Raw genomic sequence first — 18,253 nt, 5'->3', positions numbered from 1 at the left:
CGAGGGCGACCCGTGTTCCGGATTCTGATTGCCTGCCTCCTGGCAGCAACTGTTGCAGGTTGCGCGGGCTCACAGCGCCCTCAAGCTGATCCGTCAGAGATCGTATCCCGGTCTTACCGTGATCCTGGGCCGTCAACCTTGACGCTCTATACCATGATCAACACGCGTACTGGGTCCGGGGCGCATACATCGCTGATGATTGGTGGCAGTGAGCGGGTGATCTTTGATCCAGCGGGGTCTTTCCGGGCCGATGTCGTGCCGGTCAAGGACGATGTTCTCTATGGCATTACCCCGGCAGTTGAGCAGGCCTATCGCAGTTCGCATGCCCGCGAGTCACATTATGCGCGTGTTCAGACCATTCAGGTCTCACCACAGCAGGCAGAAATTGCCTTGCAACTGGCCAAACAAAGCGGCCCGGTAGCGGGCGCGTTCTGTGCGAACTCGACAGCGCGATTGCTGCAACAGGTTCCCGGATTCGAGCAGATTGATGTGACCTTCTATCCTGTGAAACTCTCGGATCAGTTTGGTCAATTGCCCGGTGTGGCGACTGAAGACTATCGTGAAAACGATGATGCCGATCTGCAAAAAGGTCTTGCGGCGAATAATGCGCGCCTCAATCAGCTGGACGCGGCCCTAGCCGAGTAAATAGAGCAAGCCGTAAAGCGTTGCCGCCCCTGAAAAGATCGCGGCGAGTACGTTTTTGGTAAGCACCCCGACGCCCAATGCCATTGCAGCCGCTGCCATACGTGCGATATCGGGCTGGCCTTCGGTCGCCGAGGGCCAGACAACCAGAGGCGCGATCAACGCGGGCAGGATCGCCACGGCAGTATAGCGCAGATGGCGCAGCAGCCATGGCGGCATCGGGCGGTCTCCGACCAGACCGATAAAGGTAAATCGCAGGGCAAAACTGCCAATCGCCAGCCCGATGATGACAGTCCACATGGTGACAGGATCGATCTGGGTCATGTCTTCCTCCGCTCCAGCAACACTTCAGACTGCGCACCCGCGATCATTCCGGCTGTTCCTGCGATCAAAAGGCCCAGGTTGAACGGGACAGAGACGGTCAGGAGGGCGACGATGATTGCGACAAGGGCTGCGATCACGTGGGGAAGCGTGCGCATCATCGGCCCGATCATGGCCAGAAAGGTGATCGGCAGGGCAAAATCCAGCGCCCAGCTTTCGGGAATGCGCGCACCCAGTACGGCGCCCAGATAAGTGGCCAGTATCCAAAGCGGCGTGATCGGTGTGACCGAGCCAAAGAAATACGCCATTCTTTGGGGCAGCGTCATCTTGGGTTCTTTCTCGAACTGCACGATGCTGCAGGCATAGGATTGGTCGACCGTCAGATAGGCCGCGAAAGCCCTCTGCCATATCGGGGCCGCGCCCAAAAACGGTGTCAGTGACGCAGAATACATCGCCACCCGCAGGTTCACCGCCAATGCCGAGGCCAGTACAATCACCGTTGGTGCGTTTTCCTGCATCAGTTGCAAGGCGGTGAATTGCGCCGCGCCGGCGAAGACCGTGGCGGAAAAGGCAACCACCTGCACAACGCTCAAACCCGCCTCGGTCGCAAAGACACCGAATAAGGTACCGAACGGGATGGCGACAAATATGAACGGTGTCCCGTCGCGAAAACCCTTCCAGAAGTATGACTTGGATGTGGCGTCTGCCATGGCGAAATCCTATGGTGATCGCAGCAGCAGTAGCGATCTTGAGAGAGGGTTGCAATTGGCCACGAAACCGAATGCTTCGGACTACATCATCGCACCTGATCCGGGAGCGCCCCGGTTGACGCGTGCCGTCGAAGGTGTGGACCAGAATGGTGAGGTCAGCCAGATCTCGGTTGTCGAAGAACGCCCGCTGACGATTTTTCTGAATTCACAGGAAATCGTGACGGCGATGACAATCGGCGACTACCCCGAATACCTGGCGCTGGGCTTTCTGCGCAATCAGGGCATGTTGCTGCCTCATGATCAGATCATGCGGGTCGAGTATGATGATGATCTGGAAACGGTTGTGGTTCGGACGCAGCGAGAGACCTCGTATGAGGAAAAGCTGAAGAAAAAGACCCGCACCAGTGGCTGCGCTGTGGGCACCGTCTTTGGTGACATGATGGAGGGGCTGGAAGATGTGCGTCTACCTCAGGTCTCGGTGCGCACCTCTTGGCTGTATGATCTGGCCGCCAAGATCAATCGCACACCGTCTTTGTACCTTGAGGCAGGCGCGATCCATGGCACGGTCCTGTGCCGCCAGAACCGTCCGCTGGTCTATATGGAAGACGTGGGCCGCCATAACGCGGTCGACAAGATCGCGGGCTGGATGCTGACCGAGGGAGAGACGGCCGATGACAAGATCTTATACACCACAGGCCGCCTGACATCGGAGATGGTGATCAAAACCGCGATGATGGGCATCCCGATTCTGGCCTCCCGATCCGGTTTCACCGCCTGGGGCGTCGAAATCGCGCGCGAGGTTGGATTGACCCTGATTGGCCGGATGCGGGGTCAGCGGTTTGTGTGTTTGTCGGGTGAGGATCGGTTGCTGCGGGATGTGGACCCGGCGAGTGTGGCGGTTGAGGACAAGAAGCATAGACGGAAAAGTGCGGGATGATTGAAATGCTCGCAGGGCTTGAAGAGTTGCTGGTCCTCCCGGTTCTCTTTGTCACAACGCTCTATTCCATGAAGTTCCAATATGCGGATGAACTGGCGATGGATATGGCGCTGGCGGCTTATCCCGATGACGTACTGGATCAGCTTAGGTGGAGCGCTCTGACCGATTTGATCGCAGCCTCTCGTGCTACCGGTATCTCTTCACGGCGAAAATCGACGCGCCTGCGTATCTTGTTTTGGGGACTTCCTGCGTTGAAAGGGCTGAATAGGCCGGCCTTAACTGCAGCGCGGCGATACCGGCTAAACAACACGTTTATGTTCCTATCGGGATTTCTGATCTTTAGCGTTTGGTCTGTCTGGTTGGCCGGCCTTCTGATTTTGCTTGCTGTCGTTATTTTTGTGAGAACACCAAACTGGCCCACGCTGAAAGGATTGCCGACATGACCAAACCCGTCGGCATCATTCTCGCAGGCGGGCTTGCGACCCGAATGGGCGGCGGTGACAAGGGCCTCTTGCAGATTGGCGGGCAGAGCCTTTTGAACCACGTGATCAACCGTTTGTCCGCACAGGTGAGTGGGCTGTTTCTGAACGCAAATGGTGATCCGGCACGGTTCGCCGAACTCAACCTGCCCGTCATACCGGATACGATTGACGGCTTCGTTGGACCCCTGGCCGGAGTTCTGGCGGGGCTCGACTGGGCGGCAGAGCAAGGGGTGGACAGTATCGTGACCGCCGCAGCGGACACGCCGTTCTTGCCGCGTGATCTGGTTGACCGCCTGACCGCCGCAGCCGAAGGTCAGACCCATCCACTTGTTCTGGCCGCTACGCCGCACACTGGGGAGGAGGCGTTGAAGTCTGGTGGCAGCAAACGGATCAATCGGCATCCGACCTTTGGTCTCTGGCCCGTTGCACTGCGCGATGATCTGCGGGCTGCGCTGAACGGCGGATTGCGTAAGGTGGTGTTGTGGACCGATCAGCATGACGGTCGTGAGGCGCTCTTCCCGGCTGAGCCGTTCGATCCGTTTTTTAACGTCAACACGCCGGCTGATCTGGCGTTGGCCGAAAAACTGTTGGAGCAGGCATGAAGGTCTACGGCGTGACCGGCTGGAAAAACGCGGGGAAAACCGGGTTGATGGAGCGGCTGGTGGCCGAGATCACCGGGCGTGGATTTTCCGTCTCGACCATCAAACACGCGCATCATTCTTTTGACGTTGATCAGCCAGGGCGGGACAGCCATCGTCACCGAATGGCGGGAGCTAGTGAGGTTCTGCTGGCCTCGGGGCAGCGTGTGGCGTTGATGCAGGAATTGCGCGGTGCCCCGGAGCCCGCGCTTGAGGATTTGCTGGACCGCCTGTCACCGGTCGATCTGGTGCTGGTCGAGGGGTACAAGCGCGAACCTCACCCCAAAGTCGAAGCATTTCGTGCTGAGCCGGGCAATGAATTGATCGCTAAGAGCGACCCCACGATCCATGCAGTTGCCAGTGATACGCCGCTGACGCTGGATCGTCGCGTTTTCGATCTGAATGACACAGGCGCGATTGCAGATTTCATACTGGCCGAGGTCGGTTTGTGAGCTTGTTTGACAGCTTTGCCATGGTGGACTGGTCAGGTGGTAACGATACCGGGCCGACCCCGCGCAAAGATGCGATCTGGGTCTGCGTTGTGCGCGATGGTAAAGTGCGGTCGCTTGAATATCTGCGCAATCGTGTGGTGGCTGAAACCTGGCTGCGTGAGCTGATCGCGGCCGAACTGGCGGCTGGTCGACGCCTGTTTCTGGGGTTTGATTTCCCGTTTAGCTACCCTCAAGGATTTGCCAAAGCCATGACAGGCCACGATGATCCGCTGGCATTGTGGGATTGGCTGGAGACGCAAGTCGAGGATTCACCCAACGCCAATAACCGGTTTGATCTGGCGGGGCGCATTAACCAACGTTTTGGTGGCAAGGGCCCATTTTGGATGAATGCGCTGCGTCGCGATATCGACGGGCTACCGCGCACCAAACAGGATTACCACAACCCGTTCCCAGACCGCAGGGCAGTCGAAACGCTGGCGAAGGGCAGTTTTACCTGCTGGCAAATGGCCGGGGCAGGGTCTGTTGGGGGGCAGGTGATGATGGGCCTGCCGGTGCTCAGTCGATTGCGGCAAGCATTCGATGGAAAGGTTGCGGTCTGGCCGTTTCAACCGCTGGATAAACCGGTCGCGTTTGTCGAGATTTGGCCCTCGCTCAACCTGTGTTCCGCCCCGTCGGACCGGATCAAAGATGCCTGGCAGGTGGAACAGGTCGCCTTGACTTTGTCCCGGCTTAGCGATCAGGAATTGACAGAACAGTTGGATGTTTCAGCCCCCGAGGAGGGGTGGATTTTGGGTGTGCCACAAGACAAACCGAACATAGCGCCGCCGCCATTGCGTAACGATTGTTTTGCGCTGCCTGCGGGGGTGAGCTGGACGCCGGTCGATGATGCTTTGGCTCTGCTGCAGAGCAGATTGCATCTAGTGACTGGGGTAGAAACGGTTCCGCTGATGCAGTCTGTGGGCCGTGTGCTGGCCGAAGATGTGGTGGCAAAACGCTCGAACCCGCCGCAACCCAACACGGCGGTTGATGGCTATGGCTTTGCAGGTCCAGCCGCAGTTGGCGCGCAGGTGATGCCTCTGACCCAAGGCCGCGCGGCGGCGGGCATTCCATTTGATGGCCAAGTCCCGTCGGGGCATGCGCTGCGCATCCTGACCGGGGCGGCCTTGCCCAAGGGCGTGGATACGGTGATCCTTGAAGAGGATGTGATGCTAAAGGACGGTCACATCGCCTTCCACGGGCCGTTGAAAAAAGGTGCGAATACGCGCCGCGCGGGTGAGGATGTGGTGGAGGGTGACACGGCATTGTCAGCCGGGCGTAGGCTGACCCCTGCGGATATGGCCTTGCTGTCCGCCGTCGGCATCGCTGAGGTTCCGGTGCGTCAAACCCTGCGCGTGGCGGTTCTGTCGACCGGGGATGAACTTGTCGAGCCGGGCGATGTTGCGGGCGCTGGACAAATCTTCGATGCCAATCGTCCAATGTTGCTGTCTCTGATTGAGCGGATGGGATTTCTGTCTGTTGATATGGGCCGGGTCGAGGACGATCGGGATGCGCTGCGCAATCGGCTGGATGAGGCCGCCACGCAGGCTGATGTCATCCTGACCAGCGGAGGGGCCTCGGCAGGGGATGAGGATCATGTCTCTGCCCTGTTGCGTGACGCGGGCGCCATGCAGGAATGGCGGATTGCGCTTAAGCCTGGGCGGCCTTTGGCGCTGGGCATGTGGTCGGACACGCCTGTCTTTGGGCTGCCCGGCAACCCCGTGGCGGCCATGGTGTGCACCCTGATCTTCGCACGACCTGCTCTTTGCCTGATGTCAGGAGAAGGATGGGTTGAACCGCAGGGATTCGAGGTGCCTGCCGCGTTTGAGAAGCGCAAGAAACCCGGGCGTCGTGAATATCTGCGCGCGCGTGTGCGCGATGGCCGGGCCGAGGTGTTTCATTCGGAAGGGTCAGGCCGGATCAGTGGGCTGAGTTGGGCCGAAGGGCTGGTCGAAATCGAAGACGGTGCGCGGCATATTCAGCCGGGCGATCCGGTACGGTTCATTCCTTACGGCAGTTTCGGGCTATGAGCGTCACTGTCTCAAAGGGGTTTACACCACATGAACGGCCGATGGCTGCTGCACTGTTCTGGCAGGCCTTCGCGGCGAAATTGCACAAGGTGATGGGCCCGGAAGATCGGGGTTTGGCTTTTTTCGAGCGGGCTCTTAATCCCAATTTCGCATTGGTTGCACGCGATTCGTCCGGGCAAATACTGGGCCTTGCCGGGTTCAAGACCAATGAGGGTGGTCTGGCCGGTGGCAGCCTGTCGGACCTTGCGCGTGTCTATGGATGGTTCGGGGCACTGTGGCGCGGCACGGTTCTGGGCGTGCTGGAACGGGACCTGAAACCCGGTGTGTTCCAAATGGATGGTATCTTTGTCGCCGCCGAGGCGCGTGGCAAAGGCGTCGGGACGACATTGCTGAGCGCGATCAAGGAAGAGGCGCGCAGCCGTGGCATGACCGAAGTGCAGTTGGATGTGATCGATACAAATCCGCGGGCCAAGTCCCTCTACGAACGCGAAGGCTTCAAGCCGGTTGGGCATGAAGAAACCGGGCCGTTCCGCTATCTGTTCGGATTCGGCAGCGCCACTAAGATGAGTTGGGCCGTTACGCCCGCTTAGTCGCCCGTTTAATCGAAAGTCCCTGCAACACGTCCCACCAGCATGAAAGCGCGCGCCGTTCTGGTGTCGCCCAGCGCGGTCAGTTCGGCATCACTGGCATCAGGTTCAAATTCGACAATCATATTGTCGAAGCGCCGCAGGAAATGATGCGCCGCATCCCGGAAAATTGGGTCCTGTTTCATCCGCGCCACAGTCAGCGCCAGTGACGATCGATCCCGAATGCCCCCCAAAGCCGCCACCGAACGCCCGCGAGCCCCTTGGGCGAATTGGCGCCAAATCTCGGGCCGAGCCATATCAGGGCGCAGGTCATCCATATAGATGCCTTCCTGGCTGAGCAGGGTCAGCACATCCTGCGAGGCCTGTATCAGCTTGGCGACCTTTCGGTCCTTCAGCGCCATCCGCAATGCGGCAAAACCTTCGGTGTCTTTATCCGTCTCCGGAAAGTTCAGGGCGCGGATGAAGATATCGGTTGTCAGCGGCGGCGCGATGTCTTCGGCCGTGGTGCCCAGCGCCAATGAGGTCTGATCGCCCTGAACCGGGGTCGGCTGAGGGGCCTGCACCGGTTCGCGCCGTTTGGTTGAGAACGTGGCCAAGGCATCCTCGGCCTTTTTGGTCGCAGCGGCAATCTCGTCCAGTTTCTTGGTGACCGTCGGCTCGTAAGAGCTGGCTGCGCGCTGTTGTTGCACCACATAGGCCTGGCGGATCGCATCTATTGCGGTCTGCAATCGGGCGCTTTCCTCGCGCATGACACGGCTGGCACGCATGGCTGTAGCGGCCACCCAGATCATCGCCACCGGCATAAACACCGCAAGGAAGGTCACGATGATCCCTCCGCCCTCGGCCTGATCGGGCAGCACCAGAAACACCACCGAAACCACCAGCCAGATGACGCTTAGCACGCCCGCTGCGATTTCGATCGAGGTCACGGCTGTCCGGTCCGGGCGATCATAGATCCCCAGCGAGGTTGGCCGTTCGGTTTCCTGGTCAGGTTCGGTCCCCGACATGACAGACGCTCCGGTCAGGCGTATTCGATGCTCAGAACTTCATAGGATCGCACACCGCCCGGCGTGCGTACTTCGACGCTGTCGCCTTCATCCTTGCCGATCAGCGCGCGGGCTATAGGAGATTTGATGTTCAGCAGGCCGTTTTCAATATCGGCCTCATACTCGCCGACGATTTGCCAGGTCTTTTCCTCGTCGGTATCCTCATCGACCAACGTGACCTTGGCGCCAAATTTGATCGCGCCAGACAGTTTGGCGGGGTCGATCACATCAGCCAGTGACAGGATGCCTTCCAGCTCCTTGATGCGGCCTTCGATAAAGCCCTGCTTTTCGCGGGCCGAGTGATATTCGGCGTTTTCCTTCAAATCACCCAGTTCCCGCGCCGTAGCGATGGCTTCGATGATCGCCGGACGCTCGACGGATTTGAGGTTTTTCAGCTCCGCCGCAAGCGCGGCATTGCCCGCAGGCGTCATTGGAATTTTTTCCATAGTCTTGTCGTCCACGCATAAATTGAGCCGCCCCGCCGCATAGAAAGCGTCGGGGCGAATGATGGGTCGTTCAGTACCTGACCTAAATGAGGCGTGAATTGCAAGAGGCCAAGGGTCAGCCTGCGTTCGATTTGCGGCTTAGCGCCGTTCAGACGAGGCAGGCGCGCGCCTGTGGCGGTGATCCGGGGGCTTGTCCCGGCGCCAACGGCGCGAATGGGTGCATAGCCACAACATCTCAATCATATTGGACCACTTCGAATTCTATGCCGTTGTCATCGTCGAAATAGAACCGTTTGCCCGGTTCGTAATCCGCATGGTTATGGGGCGTGAATCCGGCATCGCGCACTTTGGCTTCGATAGCGTCGATATCTTCGACCAGAACACCAACATGGTTCAGGCCACCGACGATGTCGTAGCTGCTTTCACCTGCGGGCCTCGGATCACTGGGCGCATAAAGCGCCAGGTAGGTATGCGCGCTTCCTACATGCACAGTATAGCCACCCGCAATGGCTGGGCCTTCCCAGCGGGTCTTCCAGCCAAAAACCTTTTGCATCCACGCTGCTGATGCCTGCGGGTCGCGGACGGTGAAATTGGTGTGTTCAAGCGTCGCCATCATGGGATCTCCTTTGCGAATTGAGGCTTGTCACGACTCACCGTAATTCCTAAACCTAACTTTAGGTCAAGGTATTTTTGCGAGGGTTCAATGGCTGCATCTGAAGGGCTGGCAATCGGCGCACTGGCTCGGCGCACGGGACTGGCGGTGTCGGCCATCCGGTACTATGAGGCGCAGGGCCTGATTTCGCCGTGGCGCAACTCGGGTGGGCAACGACGCTATCAACGGGCCGATATCCGACGGTTGAGTTTTGTGATGATCGCGCAACAATTCGGGCTGACCCTACCTGAAATCCGCGAGGTGCTGTCAGGCCTTCCGGGCAACCGCACCCCGACACCGCAAGATTGGAAGGACATCAGTGTAACGCTGCGGGCGCATCTGGACCAACGAATCGATACTCTGCTAAGGCTACGCGACAATCTGGATGGCTGCATCGGCTGCGGATGCCTGAGCCTGCCAAAATGTGCCCTGTACAATCCGGATGATCGCGCGAAATCAAATGGGAGCGGCCCCAGATACCTCATGGGCGACTCGCCAGAGGCTTAACTGCCGCATTGCAGCAATGTTACGCCGTGTTTTGATTGACCAAGGTCTTTCCAACCATGTAATCAGCCGTGAAACAAAATTGCGCCGACTGCACGAGAAAAGCGCCAATTCGGAAAGTTAGCTAGGGAGCCCGCGATGGCCGATATTGAACGCGAAGCGATGGAATATGACGTGGTGATCGTGGGCGCAGGCCCTGCGGGCCTGTCGGCGGCCATCCGTCTGAAACAGCTGGATGCCGATCTGAACGTTGTGGTTCTGGAAAAGGGTTCCGAAGTGGGCGCGCATATTCTGTCAGGCGCGGTGCTTGACCCCTGCGGTCTGGATGCACTGATCCCCGATTGGAAGGAAAAAGGCGCGCCGCTGAACACACCGGTCAAAGAGGACAACTTCTACATGCTGGGAGAGGCGGGTCAGATCCGCATCCCCAACTTCCCAATGCCGCCGCTGATGAACAACCACGGCAACTACATTGTCTCGATGGGCAATGTCTGCCGGTGGATGGCTGAGCAGGCTGAGGAACTGGGCGTGGAAATCTTCCCGGGCATGGCATGCTCGGAACTTGTCTATGGCGAGAATGGCGAAGTCAAAGGCGTGGTTGCAGGTGTCTTTGGCCTGGAGGCCGATGGTTCCTACGGTCCCAACACCGAACCGGGCATGGAACTGCACGGCAAGTACGTCTTCCTGTCGGAAGGTGTGCGCGGGTCGCTGTCCAAAGAAGTCATCGCCAAATACGACCTGTCTGCTGGCAAAGAGCCACAGAAATACGGCGTTGGCATGAAGGAGATTTGGGAGGTTGATCCTTCCAAGCACAAGGAAGGCAGCGTTACGCACACCATGGGCTGGCCGTTGGGCAGCAACGCTGGTGGCGGGTCGTTCATCTATCATCTTGAAAACAATCAGGTCTATGTCGGTTTTGTGGTTCACCTGAACTACAAGAACCCGCACCTGTACCCCTATATGGAGTTCCAGCGCTTCAAGCATCACCCGGTTGTCGCTGATCTGCTGAAAGGCGGTAAGCGCGTGGCTTATGGTGCGCGGGCGATCACCGAAGGCGGGTTCCAGTCGATGCCGAAACTGGTCGCGCCGGGTGTGGCGCTTCTGGGTTGTTCGGCAGGAATGGTTAACGTACCGCGCATCAAGGGCAACCACAACGCGATGCTGTCGGGCAAAGCCGCAGCCGAGGCTGCCTACGACGCCATCAAGGCCGAGCGGTCTGGTGATGAATTGTCCGACTATGAGACTGAAGTGCGCAGCGGCCCCATCGGCAGCGACCTCAAGAAGGTGCGCAACGTCAAGCCGATCTGGTCGAAATGGGGCCTGACTGCCTCGCTGATGCTGGGTGGTCTGGACATGTGGACCAACACGCTGGGCTTTTCACTGCTTGGCACTATCGGTCACGGCAAGAACGATGCCGAGGCGACCGAGGATGCCAGCAAACACAAACCCATCGATTATCCGAAACCCGACGGCGTTCTGTCTTTTGACCGTTTGACCAACGTGTCCTTTGCGATGACCAACCACGAGGAAACCCAGCCCTGCCATCTGCGGCTGTCCGATCCTGAAGTTCCGGTAAAGGTCAACCTGCCCAAGTTCGATGAACCGGCGCAGCGCTACTGCCCGGCGGGTGTGTACGAGATTGTCGAAGATGAGAACGGCCCGCGATTCGTCATCAACTTTCAGAACTGCGTGCATTGCAAAACCTGCGACATCAAGGACCCCAGCCAGAACATCACCTGGACCACGCCGCAGGGTGGGGATGGTCCGAACTATCCCAATATGTAGGCGAAAACCGGTGCACTGGCAGGGTCGTGAAGGCTCTGCCATTGCCTCTTGCCAGCCAAGGCCCTAGCTTATTGGTCAATCTTAGATAGCAGGGCAGGATTTAGGTGATTTCCCTTGTGCAACGCGCGGTGTTGGCCGCGCTGCTTTTTTCGACGGTCAGTGTGCCAGTGTCTGCGGATACAGGGGCAGGGGCCTATCTGGCCGGCCGTCAGGCGATTTACGAAAGCGACTATACAGCAGCCGAGCAGTATTATGCGCAGGCGCTGAAGTTTGACCCTCAGAACGCGCTTTTGTTGGAAAGTGTCGTGGTGGCGCGACTGGCGCTGGGAGAGATTGAGCGTGCCCTGCCCATCGCGCAAACGATTGAAGAGGCCGAACTGCCCAGCCAGGCCGCCAGAATGGTGGTTGCCGCCAATCTGATTGCGGATGACAAACTGGCAGAGCTTTTGGCGCGCGACCCTCAGACAAAGGGTGTTGGCCCGCTGGTGGACGGGCTGATGGTGGCCTGGGCCTATCTGGGTCAGGGCGAGATGACCAAAGCAATGGAGCAGTTTGAAACTGTTTCCACGCAAGATGGGCTTCGCGAATTTGCGCTGTATCACAAGGCCATGGCGCTAGCTTCAATCGGAGATTTTGAAGGGGCGGAAGCCATCTTTGCAGAAAATGATGGTGCGATTGCCCAATTCTCGCGCCGTGCAGCAATGGCGCGGGCTGAGGTTCTGTCGCAACTTGACCGAAACGCCGATGCGCTCGCGTTTTTGGATACCGTTTTTGCGGCGGGCAGTGACCCTTCGATTGAAGACTACGTCAGCCAGTTGAATGCAGGGGAAACTCTGCCCTTCACCCATGTTCGATCCGCTCAGGATGGTATGGCCGAGATTTTTTTCTCGGTCGCTGCGGTGCTGAACACCGAAGCGTCGCCCGACTATGTGCTGCTGTATACCCGCGTCGCAAGCTTCCTGCGCCCCGACCATGTGGATGCAATCTTGCTGAGCGCAGAACTTCTGGATGAATTGAAGCAATATGACCTGGCCGTCGATACCTATCGCAAGGTTCCGGCTGACAGCAATGATCACCATGCCGCTGAGCTGGGTCGGGCCGAGGTGCTCAGCCGGTCAGGCAAAACTGATGCTGCCATCGAAGTGCTTCAGAATCTTTCGGCAAAGAAACCCAATCTGCCCAGCGTTCACGTGGCGCTTGCGGATTTACAACGCCAGCAGGAAAACTATGCCGCTGCCGTTGTGTCTTATGACAGCGCAATCGTCCTGACAGACGCCGCATCAAGCGGGAACTGGTTTCTGCACTACGCGCGTGGCATCTCGCATGAGCGATTGAAGAACTGGGATCAGGCCGAGGCGGATTTTCGGCAGGCGCTGGAGTTGAACCCGGATCAGCCGCAGGTTCTGAACTATCTGGGTTATTCGCTGGTCGAACGCCGCGAAAAGCTGGATGAGGCGCTGGATATGATCGAACGGGCCGTCGCGGCCCGCCCGGACAGTGGCTATATTGTCGACAGTCTGGGTTGGGTCCTGTTCCGCCTTGGGCGCTATGACGAAGCCGTGGAGCATATGGAACGTGCCGTAGCCCTGATGCCGGTTGATCCAGTCGTCAATGATCATCTAGGCGATGTCTATTGGGCCGTTGGCCGGGATCGTGAGGCCGAGTTCCAGTGGAAACGCGCATTGTCCTTCATTGACTCGGAAGAGACCGATGGCGAAGCGGACCCCGAGCGCATCCGCCGTAAGCTAGAGGTGGGTCTGGATGCGGTGCTGGCCGAGGAAGGCGCCGATCCTTTGAAGGTTGCCAATGGCAACTAAGGCCTTTGCGCCCGCCAAGATAAACCTGACACTGCATGTAACTGGCCAACGGGCGGACGGGTATCACCTGTTGGATTCGCTCGTGGCGTTTGCAGATGTCGGGGATCAATTGGAGTTTGAGCCGGGGCCCGATCTGTCGATTTCCGTTAGCGGTGAGCACGCGGCTGGCGTTCCCAAAGACGCGCGTAACCTTGTTTGGAAGGCCGCTGAAACCATAGGCTGGACCGGGCATGTCGATCTGAACAAGGCCCTACCGCATGGTGGTGGGATCGGCGGCGGATCATCTGACGCGGCGGCCATGCTGCGCCATGCGCAAGGTCAAGGCATTGATATCCCGCCTAATCTTCCCGTCTCTCTGGGGGCGGACATACCGGTTTGTATGATCGCGAGGGCCGCGCGGATGCGCGGGATTGGTGAGCGGTTGGTTGCTATGCATTTGCCTGAGTTGCCTGCCCTTTTGGTGAATCCCGGCGCTGAAGTGCCTACGGGTGCAGTATTCAAAGCCATGGAGTCGCGTCAAAACCCGCCGATGCCAGATGATATTCCGGCTTTTAAGGGCGTGGCTGACTGTGCCTTGTGGTTGTCGGATCAGCGAAATGACCTGCAAAGCCCTGCGAGCGGCATTGCCCCCAAGATTGGGCGTGTTCTGGGCGAATTGACTGGGACACGGGACGTTTTGCTGGCACGCATGTCCGGATCGGGCTCAACCTGCTTCGCACTTTACCCGTCAATGAAAGCCGCGCATTTTGCAGCCTATGAGATCGGTGCAGCGCATCCAGATTGGTGGTGTCGCGCGGCCCGGCTTAGTTGAGCCGAGACACCACGTAATCAGCCAGATCGCTCAGTAGGGTCCGTAACTCGTGATCTGGCAGCACCTCCAGTGCTGCCTTGGCCTTGTTCGCCCAACCCAGCGCATCCTGACGTGTGGCTTCAAGCGTCTGATACTTGGCCATCAAGCTCAGCGCATGATCCAGGTCGCCATCTTGCTGCCGTCCTTTTTCAATTGTGCGTTCCCAGAACACGCGCTCGTCAGGCGTGGCCTGCGCCACGGCCTTGATCACCGGCAGGGTCAACTTCCGTTCGCGGAAATCGTCGCCGATATTCTTGCCGGTCGCTTTGCTATCGCCCTGATAATCCAGCAGATCATCAGCAATCTGGAAGGCAATACCCAACGCATCGCCATAATCGAACAGAGCTTTGACCTGTGGTTCTGCCGCCCCGGCGATCACACCGCCCACTTCGGTCGCTGCCGAGAACAACGCCGCCGTTTTGCCGCGCACAACCTGCAGATAGACGGCCTCATCCGTGCCCAGATCTGTCGCGGCGGTCATCTGAAGCACTTCGCCCTCGGCAATCGTGGCCGAAGCGTTGGCCAAAATGTCCAGAACACGCAGCGATCCGGTTTCGACCATCAACTGAAAGCTGCGGGAGAACAGATAATCGCCCACCAACACGCTGGATTTATTGTCCCAAAGCAGGTTCGCCGTGGGCCGTCCACGCCGCTGGGCGCTTTCGTCGACCACGTCGTCATGCAGCAGGGTTGCGGTATGGATGAACTCGACCGTTGCAGCCAGACGCACATGATGTTCGCCCGTATAGCCAAACAGCCGTGCCGCTGCCAATGTCAGCATGGGACGCAGGCGCTTGCCGCCTGCCTCGACCAGATGCGCTGTCACCTCGGGGATGCGCGGCGCGTGCTCAGACGCCATCCGCGTCCGGATCAGCGTATTCACCGCCTCCATTTCGCCGGTCAGAATTTCGGCGAGCCGCTCGTGCGGTTTCGAGATTGTGCTGACGTCCATCACACTCCTGATACAAGGCTCGACTTCTGCCATGCCTTGCCCTTACATCCATCCCCATGAAAGAACTATTGCGCAGCACCGATCCGACAATCTTGGCCTTTGCATCCGCTCTTCTTGAAGGCGAGGATATAGACTGCTTTCAGATGGACGTAAATATGAGCATCCTCGAAGGCGGTATCGGAATCTTCCCCCGCCGTCTGATGGTCCGTGCGGATGACCTGACCCGCGCCGAACGCGTAATGCGCGACAATGAGGTCCCGCTGGGGCGATGATCTGCTTCGAGGATCATGACCTAAGCCAAAATGCGTTTTTGGGCGGCAGGTTGCACTTGTGGCAGCCTGTGAACGGGTATCGCGCTGGGGTAGACCCTGTTTTGCTTGCCGCGTCGGTTCCGGCCACCAGTGGACAATCAGTGTTGGAGCTTGGATGCGGGGCCGGGGCGGCCATTCTTTGCCTCGCGGCACGCGTGCAAGGGTTGGAATTGTTTGGGGTAGAGTTGCAGCCGCCTTACGCGGATCTGGCACGTCGAAATGCCGCAGATAACGCCATTGCACTGGACGTTGTAACCGCCGATTTGGCCGCACTTCCGCCAGAGCTAAAACAACGCCAGTTTGATCATGTAATCGCAAACCCACCCTATTACCGCGCTGGTGCCCATAGCCCGGCCCTAGATTCAGGGCGCAGTGTTGCCTTGGGTGAACAGACACCATTGGCCAATTGGATCGACGTGGCCACCAAACGCCTAGCGCAGCGTGGGTATCTACACATGATCCAAAGAGCCGATCGCCTGCCGGATATGCTGATGGCTTGCCAGGGCCAGCTTGGCTCGGTCGAAGCGCAGCCCTTGGCGGCGCGGTCAGGGCGTGAAGCCGAACTGGTCATTCTGCGTGCCCGCAAGGGTGGACGCGCTGCATTCCGTCTGCATGCCTCGCTGATTCTACATCAGGGGGATCGCCACGAACGGGATGGCGAAAGCTATACCCCCGAGATTTCAGCGGTGCTGAGGGATGGTGCAGCCATGGGGCCGTTTCATACCGCTCGGCGATGACCAGCCGAATTTGTCGGATTTATTACAGATTCTGTGCGCCTGCAGCGTGACAGGGTGGAAACGATGTGCTCAACTTCTTACGTGACATTTAGACACGTAACTAAGGAGGATCGCCATGAGCGTGAGCGCACATCTGACGGAACTGAAGAAGAAGCACGAATCTCTCGGTCTCGAAGTGGAACAAGCCCAACGCTCGCCAGGCATCGATGATCTCCATATCGCCCAGCTGAAAAAGCAGAAACTCAAGCTAAAAGAAGAGATCGAACGCCTGTCAGCTTAACCAGTTAGGCTGGCGTGCGCCGCAATCACAGCGCCGCCGGTGATCAGTACCGCCGCGATCGCCAATGTCCATGTCGGCATGGCGATCCCGGCAGCAACCAATACAACAGTAGAAAGCAATGGTGCTGCATAAGAGCTGGTTCCCAGCATCTGTATGTCGCCCAGTTTGACCCCAATATCCCAGACATAGAACGCCAACCCCACAGGCCCTAAACCCAACGCCAGGGTCGAGGCCCAGCTAAGGGTCGTATCTGGCCAGATGGTCGTTTCCAGTGCGAAATGCAGCACCCAAGAGGCGATGGCGGTCAGCACGCAGAACACTGCGACTGTGCTTGTGGGCGTTTCGCCCAGTCTGCGGGACAGAACCGAATAGCCCGACCATGTCAGCGCGCAGAGGAACGCCAGCGCGTATCCCGGTAGGTGGTCGATCTGAAAGCCCGCGCTTCCACCGCCGGTGATGATCAGCGCGGCCCCGGCAAAGCCGAGGCAGGCCCCGACCAGATGACCCGGTCTCAGGTGCTCACCCGGTAGCAATCCAGAAAACAGGACGATGAGCAGGGGCCAGAGATAGGCGATCAGCCCGGCCTCTGCCGCCGGAGCCATGCGCAGGGCCGAGAAGTAGAGCGCGTGGTATCCGAACAAGCCGACAGTACCGAATGCATAGATTTTCCAACTGATGCTGCGCAGTTTGGAAAACCCACCGGATCGCCATGTCCAGATCAAACCCAGAGAACCGCCGATGCTGAAGCAGATGGCGTTCAGCAACAAAGGTGGGGTTGGGGCCGAGCCGACCGTGAACAACGCCAGCAAGGCCCATAGCAGAACAGCGATGAATCCGATGGCAGTAGCGCGGTTTCTTGTCATTTGGCTAAAACGTCTTCTACAGGAATGATCGTGAACTCATCCGAGATGTGGGCGGTCTTTTCAATCTCGGCCTGAAACCAATCTCGGAATGCGGCCACCTGTGGCCGGTTTTCCGCACCGGGCAGGCACAGAAACCGGAACCGCCCTTTGGTTTCGATGGCGGTTTTGAACGGGGCGACCAATCGCCCTTCGGTCATATCCTTGATAATCATCGCCCGTCGCCCCAAAGCGACACCAACCCCCGCAACCGCAGCATCAATCGCGTGATCCGCGTTCGAAAAATGCGCGCCATGTGTGGGTATGAAATCCACGCCAACCGCGCGAAACCAGGCGGGCCAATCGGCGGGCGGTTTTAGGAACGCAATTGAGTCATCATGGATCAATGGTGCGTCACGCAGGCTGTCGGGGGTTCTGAACTGCTCGGCCAATTCCGGCGTCATGACCGGGGTCAGCCACTCTTTGCGAACCGGAAGGCAGTACAAACCGTCATCCTGACCGTAGCCAAAGCGGATTGCGACATCCACATCGTCCCGTTCCAAATCCATATTGCGAAGGGTAGCCGAGAATCTCAGATCGATTTCCGGATAGGCGCGCGCAAAATCATAAAGGCGCGGGGCCAGCCATTTCGCCGTCAGGGCTGGCCCGGCCGTGACGGTCAGCGTTGTGTTGTCGTGCAATCTGCGCGTCGCAGCCCATGCAGATTTGAGCGCGGCAAAACCATCTGCTGTACCGGGGGCCAGTGCTTTGCCAGCTTCGGTCAGTTCCACCGCGCGATTCAAGCGCCGAAATAGAGGGTGGCCCAGATGCTCCTCTAGTGACTTGATCTGAAAAGACAGCGCAGCGGGCGTTACGTTCAGCTCATCCGCAGCTTTGGCAAATGACATATGGCGCGCGGCGGCATCAAAGGCGCGCAAAGCGGTCAAAGGGGGCAGTCTGTCGGACATATCGGTTAAGATTTACTTATGTGAACAGTCGAAAACTCTCGTTTGTGTATCTGGAAATCAAGCGGCATCTTGGGTGCAAGTCAAGTTCAGCTTTAGCCAAGAGGATATGCCATGATCGAGATGACGACCAACCCGTCTGTTCAAGATGCGATCCGTCGCGCCCATGAAGAACGCAGCAAAGTCATTCACCAACTTTGGGCCTGGTTAACTGGTTCCCGCTGATCACAGCGC

Annotated in this window: 22 protein-coding genes; 14 read left to right on the top strand and 8 right to left on the bottom strand. The window is 58.5% G+C overall.

The features are described 5' to 3' along the window. The first annotated feature begins 12 nt into the window (after window positions 1–12). Window positions 13–645 carry a hypothetical protein gene (locus tag AC2FFE_RS10490; RefSeq protein WP_496818968.1) on the top strand — a complete coding sequence of 211 codons (633 nt, stop codon included), beginning with the start codon at window positions 13–15 and terminating at the stop codon, window positions 643–645. Here AC2FFE_RS10490 and AC2FFE_RS10485 read toward each other — a convergent pair. Continuing rightward, complete coding sequence (locus AC2FFE_RS10485; RefSeq protein WP_496818969.1) at window positions 634–966, bottom strand: AzlD domain-containing protein; 333 nt, start codon at window positions 964–966, stop codon at window positions 634–636. The genes AC2FFE_RS10490 and AC2FFE_RS10485 overlap by 12 nt on opposite strands. Next, window positions 963–1,673, bottom strand: a complete 711-nt coding sequence (locus AC2FFE_RS10480) for an AzlC family ABC transporter permease (protein WP_496818971.1) — start codon at window positions 1,671–1,673, stop codon at window positions 963–965. Before AC2FFE_RS10480 ends, AC2FFE_RS10485 begins: the two co-directional genes overlap by 4 nt. Between AC2FFE_RS10480 and fdhD the strand changes: the two genes are divergently transcribed. The 6 genes from fdhD to AC2FFE_RS10450 are packed head-to-tail and all read left to right on the top strand — an operon-like array spanning window position 1,672 to window position 6,838. Continuing rightward, entirely contained in the window at window positions 1,672–2,610 is a 939-nt protein-coding gene (fdhD, locus tag AC2FFE_RS10475; protein ID WP_496818972.1) for a formate dehydrogenase accessory sulfurtransferase FdhD, read from the top strand. The genes AC2FFE_RS10480 and fdhD overlap by 2 nt on opposite strands. After that, entirely contained in the window at window positions 2,607–3,053 is a 447-nt protein-coding gene (locus AC2FFE_RS10470) for a hypothetical protein (protein ID WP_496818973.1), read from the top strand. The genes fdhD and AC2FFE_RS10470 overlap by 4 nt, the downstream gene beginning before the upstream one ends. Beyond that, on the top strand, window positions 3,050–3,694 hold the full coding sequence (gene mobA / locus AC2FFE_RS10465) for a molybdenum cofactor guanylyltransferase MobA (RefSeq protein ID WP_496846577.1): 645 nt from the start codon (window positions 3,050–3,052) through the stop codon (window positions 3,692–3,694). The genes AC2FFE_RS10470 and mobA overlap by 4 nt, the downstream gene beginning before the upstream one ends. Beyond that, window positions 3,691–4,182, top strand: a complete 492-nt coding sequence (mobB, locus tag AC2FFE_RS10460; RefSeq protein WP_496818975.1) for a molybdopterin-guanine dinucleotide biosynthesis protein B — start codon at window positions 3,691–3,693, stop codon at window positions 4,180–4,182. The genes mobA and mobB overlap by 4 nt, the downstream gene beginning before the upstream one ends. Window positions 4,183–4,202: 20 nt before the next feature. Continuing rightward, on the top strand, window positions 4,203–6,248 hold the full coding sequence (locus tag AC2FFE_RS10455; RefSeq protein ID WP_496819255.1) for a molybdenum cofactor synthesis domain-containing protein: 2,046 nt from the start codon (window positions 4,203–4,205) through the stop codon (window positions 6,246–6,248). A gap of 41 nt (window positions 6,249–6,289) precedes the next feature. Beyond that, the gene (locus tag AC2FFE_RS10450; protein WP_496818976.1) at window positions 6,290–6,838 is read left to right on the top strand and encodes a GNAT family N-acetyltransferase; all 549 of its coding nucleotides are present in this window, start codon (window positions 6,290–6,292) and stop codon (window positions 6,836–6,838) included. An 8-nt stretch (window positions 6,839–6,846) separates the two neighbouring features. On the opposite strand, the gene AC2FFE_RS10445 is transcribed toward AC2FFE_RS10450, so the two are convergent. The 3 genes from AC2FFE_RS10445 to AC2FFE_RS10435 form a co-directional block, all read right to left on the bottom strand. After that, a complete protein-coding gene (locus AC2FFE_RS10445; RefSeq protein ID WP_496846576.1) occupies window positions 6,847–7,842 on the bottom strand; it encodes a hypothetical protein in 996 nt (331 codons plus the stop codon). Window positions 7,843–7,856: 14 nt separating this feature from the next. Continuing rightward, window positions 7,857–8,327, bottom strand: a complete 471-nt coding sequence (gene greA, locus AC2FFE_RS10440; protein WP_496818978.1) for a transcription elongation factor GreA — start codon at window positions 8,325–8,327, stop codon at window positions 7,857–7,859. A gap of 235 nt (window positions 8,328–8,562) precedes the next feature. Beyond that, window positions 8,563–8,943, bottom strand: coding sequence for a VOC family protein (locus AC2FFE_RS10435; protein ID WP_496818979.1), 381 nt, complete (start codon window positions 8,941–8,943; stop codon window positions 8,563–8,565). Window positions 8,944–9,030: 87 nt separating this feature from the next. On the opposite strand from AC2FFE_RS10435, the gene soxR reads away from it, so the two are divergent. The 4 genes from soxR (at window position 9,031) to AC2FFE_RS10415 (ending at window position 13,896) form a co-directional block, all read left to right on the top strand. Further along, entirely contained in the window at window positions 9,031–9,486 is a 456-nt protein-coding gene (gene soxR / locus AC2FFE_RS10430; protein WP_496818980.1) for a redox-sensitive transcriptional activator SoxR, read from the top strand. Window positions 9,487–9,621: 135 nt separating this feature from the next. Next, window positions 9,622–11,268, top strand: a complete 1,647-nt coding sequence (locus AC2FFE_RS10425; RefSeq protein WP_496818981.1) for an electron transfer flavoprotein-ubiquinone oxidoreductase — start codon at window positions 9,622–9,624, stop codon at window positions 11,266–11,268. A 104-nt stretch (window positions 11,269–11,372) separates the two neighbouring features. Beyond that, entirely contained in the window at window positions 11,373–13,085 is a 1,713-nt protein-coding gene (locus AC2FFE_RS10420; protein ID WP_496846575.1) for a tetratricopeptide repeat protein, read from the top strand. Then, window positions 13,075–13,896, top strand: a complete 822-nt coding sequence (locus AC2FFE_RS10415) for a 4-(cytidine 5'-diphospho)-2-C-methyl-D-erythritol kinase (RefSeq protein ID WP_496818982.1) — start codon at window positions 13,075–13,077, stop codon at window positions 13,894–13,896. Before AC2FFE_RS10420 ends, AC2FFE_RS10415 begins: the two co-directional genes overlap by 11 nt. Here the strand turns inward: AC2FFE_RS10415 and AC2FFE_RS10410 are convergent. Next, window positions 13,889–14,887 carry a polyprenyl synthetase family protein gene (locus AC2FFE_RS10410; protein WP_496818983.1) on the bottom strand — a complete coding sequence of 333 codons (999 nt, stop codon included), beginning with the start codon at window positions 14,885–14,887 and terminating at the stop codon, window positions 13,889–13,891. The genes AC2FFE_RS10415 and AC2FFE_RS10410 overlap by 8 nt on opposite strands. Before the next feature lie 56 nt (window positions 14,888–14,943). On the opposite strand from AC2FFE_RS10410, the gene AC2FFE_RS10405 reads away from it, so the two are divergent. The 3 genes from AC2FFE_RS10405 to AC2FFE_RS10395 all read left to right on the top strand — a co-directional run bounded on the left by AC2FFE_RS10405 (window position 14,944) and on the right by AC2FFE_RS10395 (window position 16,215). Further along, complete coding sequence (locus AC2FFE_RS10405; protein WP_496818985.1) at window positions 14,944–15,159, top strand: putative signal transducing protein; 216 nt, start codon at window positions 14,944–14,946, stop codon at window positions 15,157–15,159. After that, entirely contained in the window at window positions 15,156–15,935 is a 780-nt protein-coding gene (locus AC2FFE_RS10400; RefSeq protein ID WP_496818986.1) for a tRNA1(Val) (adenine(37)-N6)-methyltransferase, read from the top strand. The genes AC2FFE_RS10405 and AC2FFE_RS10400 overlap by 4 nt, the downstream gene beginning before the upstream one ends. 115 nt (window positions 15,936–16,050) lie before the next feature. Continuing rightward, the gene (locus AC2FFE_RS10395; protein ID WP_083445267.1) at window positions 16,051–16,215 is read left to right on the top strand and encodes a YdcH family protein; all 165 of its coding nucleotides are present in this window, start codon (window positions 16,051–16,053) and stop codon (window positions 16,213–16,215) included. On the opposite strand, the gene yddG is transcribed toward AC2FFE_RS10395, so the two are convergent. After that, entirely contained in the window at window positions 16,212–17,078 is an 867-nt protein-coding gene (gene yddG, locus AC2FFE_RS10390) for an aromatic amino acid exporter YddG (protein ID WP_496846574.1), read from the bottom strand. The genes AC2FFE_RS10395 and yddG overlap by 4 nt on opposite strands. Further along, window positions 17,075–18,022, bottom strand: a complete 948-nt coding sequence (locus AC2FFE_RS10385; protein WP_496818989.1) for a transcriptional regulator GcvA — start codon at window positions 18,020–18,022, stop codon at window positions 17,075–17,077. The genes yddG and AC2FFE_RS10385 overlap by 4 nt, the downstream gene beginning before the upstream one ends. Between the last annotated feature and the right edge of the window lie 231 nt (window positions 18,023–18,253).

It is taken from the genome of Ruegeria sp. YTSA168, assembly GCF_059610045.1.
Note: the sequence above shows the minus strand (reverse complement) of the source record. Positions and strands in the feature narration are given on the sequence as shown.

Coding starts and splice junctions, on each gene's coding strand:
- fdhD (WP_496818972.1), top strand. CDS start 1,672: ATGGCGAAATCCTATGGTGATCGCAGCAGCAGTAGCGATCTTGAGAGA.
- AC2FFE_RS10395 (WP_083445267.1), top strand. CDS start 16,051: ATGAGCGTGAGCGCACATCTGACGGAACTGAAGAAGAAGCACGAATCT.
- greA (WP_496818978.1), bottom strand. CDS start 8,327: ATGGAAAAAATTCCAATGACGCCTGCGGGCAATGCCGCGCTTGCGGCG.
- AC2FFE_RS10405 (WP_496818985.1), top strand. CDS start 14,944: ATGAAAGAACTATTGCGCAGCACCGATCCGACAATCTTGGCCTTTGCA.
- mobB (WP_496818975.1), top strand. CDS start 3,691: ATGAAGGTCTACGGCGTGACCGGCTGGAAAAACGCGGGGAAAACCGGG.
- AC2FFE_RS10445 (WP_496846576.1), bottom strand. CDS start 7,842: ATGTCGGGGACCGAACCTGACCAGGAAACCGAACGGCCAACCTCGCTG.
- AC2FFE_RS10485 (WP_496818969.1), bottom strand. CDS start 966: ATGACCCAGATCGATCCTGTCACCATGTGGACTGTCATCATCGGGCTG.
- yddG (WP_496846574.1), bottom strand. CDS start 17,078: ATGACAAGAAACCGCGCTACTGCCATCGGATTCATCGCTGTTCTGCTA.
- soxR (WP_496818980.1), top strand. CDS start 9,031: ATGGCTGCATCTGAAGGGCTGGCAATCGGCGCACTGGCTCGGCGCACG.
- AC2FFE_RS10385 (WP_496818989.1), bottom strand. CDS start 18,022: ATGTCCGACAGACTGCCCCCTTTGACCGCTTTGCGCGCCTTTGATGCC.
- AC2FFE_RS10425 (WP_496818981.1), top strand. CDS start 9,622: ATGGCCGATATTGAACGCGAAGCGATGGAATATGACGTGGTGATCGTG.
- AC2FFE_RS10410 (WP_496818983.1), bottom strand. CDS start 14,887: ATGGACGTCAGCACAATCTCGAAACCGCACGAGCGGCTCGCCGAAATT.
- AC2FFE_RS10455 (WP_496819255.1), top strand. CDS start 4,203: ATGGTGGACTGGTCAGGTGGTAACGATACCGGGCCGACCCCGCGCAAA.
- AC2FFE_RS10470 (WP_496818973.1), top strand. CDS start 2,607: ATGATTGAAATGCTCGCAGGGCTTGAAGAGTTGCTGGTCCTCCCGGTT.
- AC2FFE_RS10435 (WP_496818979.1), bottom strand. CDS start 8,943: ATGATGGCGACGCTTGAACACACCAATTTCACCGTCCGCGACCCGCAG.
- AC2FFE_RS10480 (WP_496818971.1), bottom strand. CDS start 1,673: ATGGCAGACGCCACATCCAAGTCATACTTCTGGAAGGGTTTTCGCGAC.
- AC2FFE_RS10400 (WP_496818986.1), top strand. CDS start 15,156: ATGATCTGCTTCGAGGATCATGACCTAAGCCAAAATGCGTTTTTGGGC.
- AC2FFE_RS10450 (WP_496818976.1), top strand. CDS start 6,290: ATGGCTGCTGCACTGTTCTGGCAGGCCTTCGCGGCGAAATTGCACAAG.
- AC2FFE_RS10415 (WP_496818982.1), top strand. CDS start 13,075: ATGGCAACTAAGGCCTTTGCGCCCGCCAAGATAAACCTGACACTGCAT.
- mobA (WP_496846577.1), top strand. CDS start 3,050: ATGACCAAACCCGTCGGCATCATTCTCGCAGGCGGGCTTGCGACCCGA.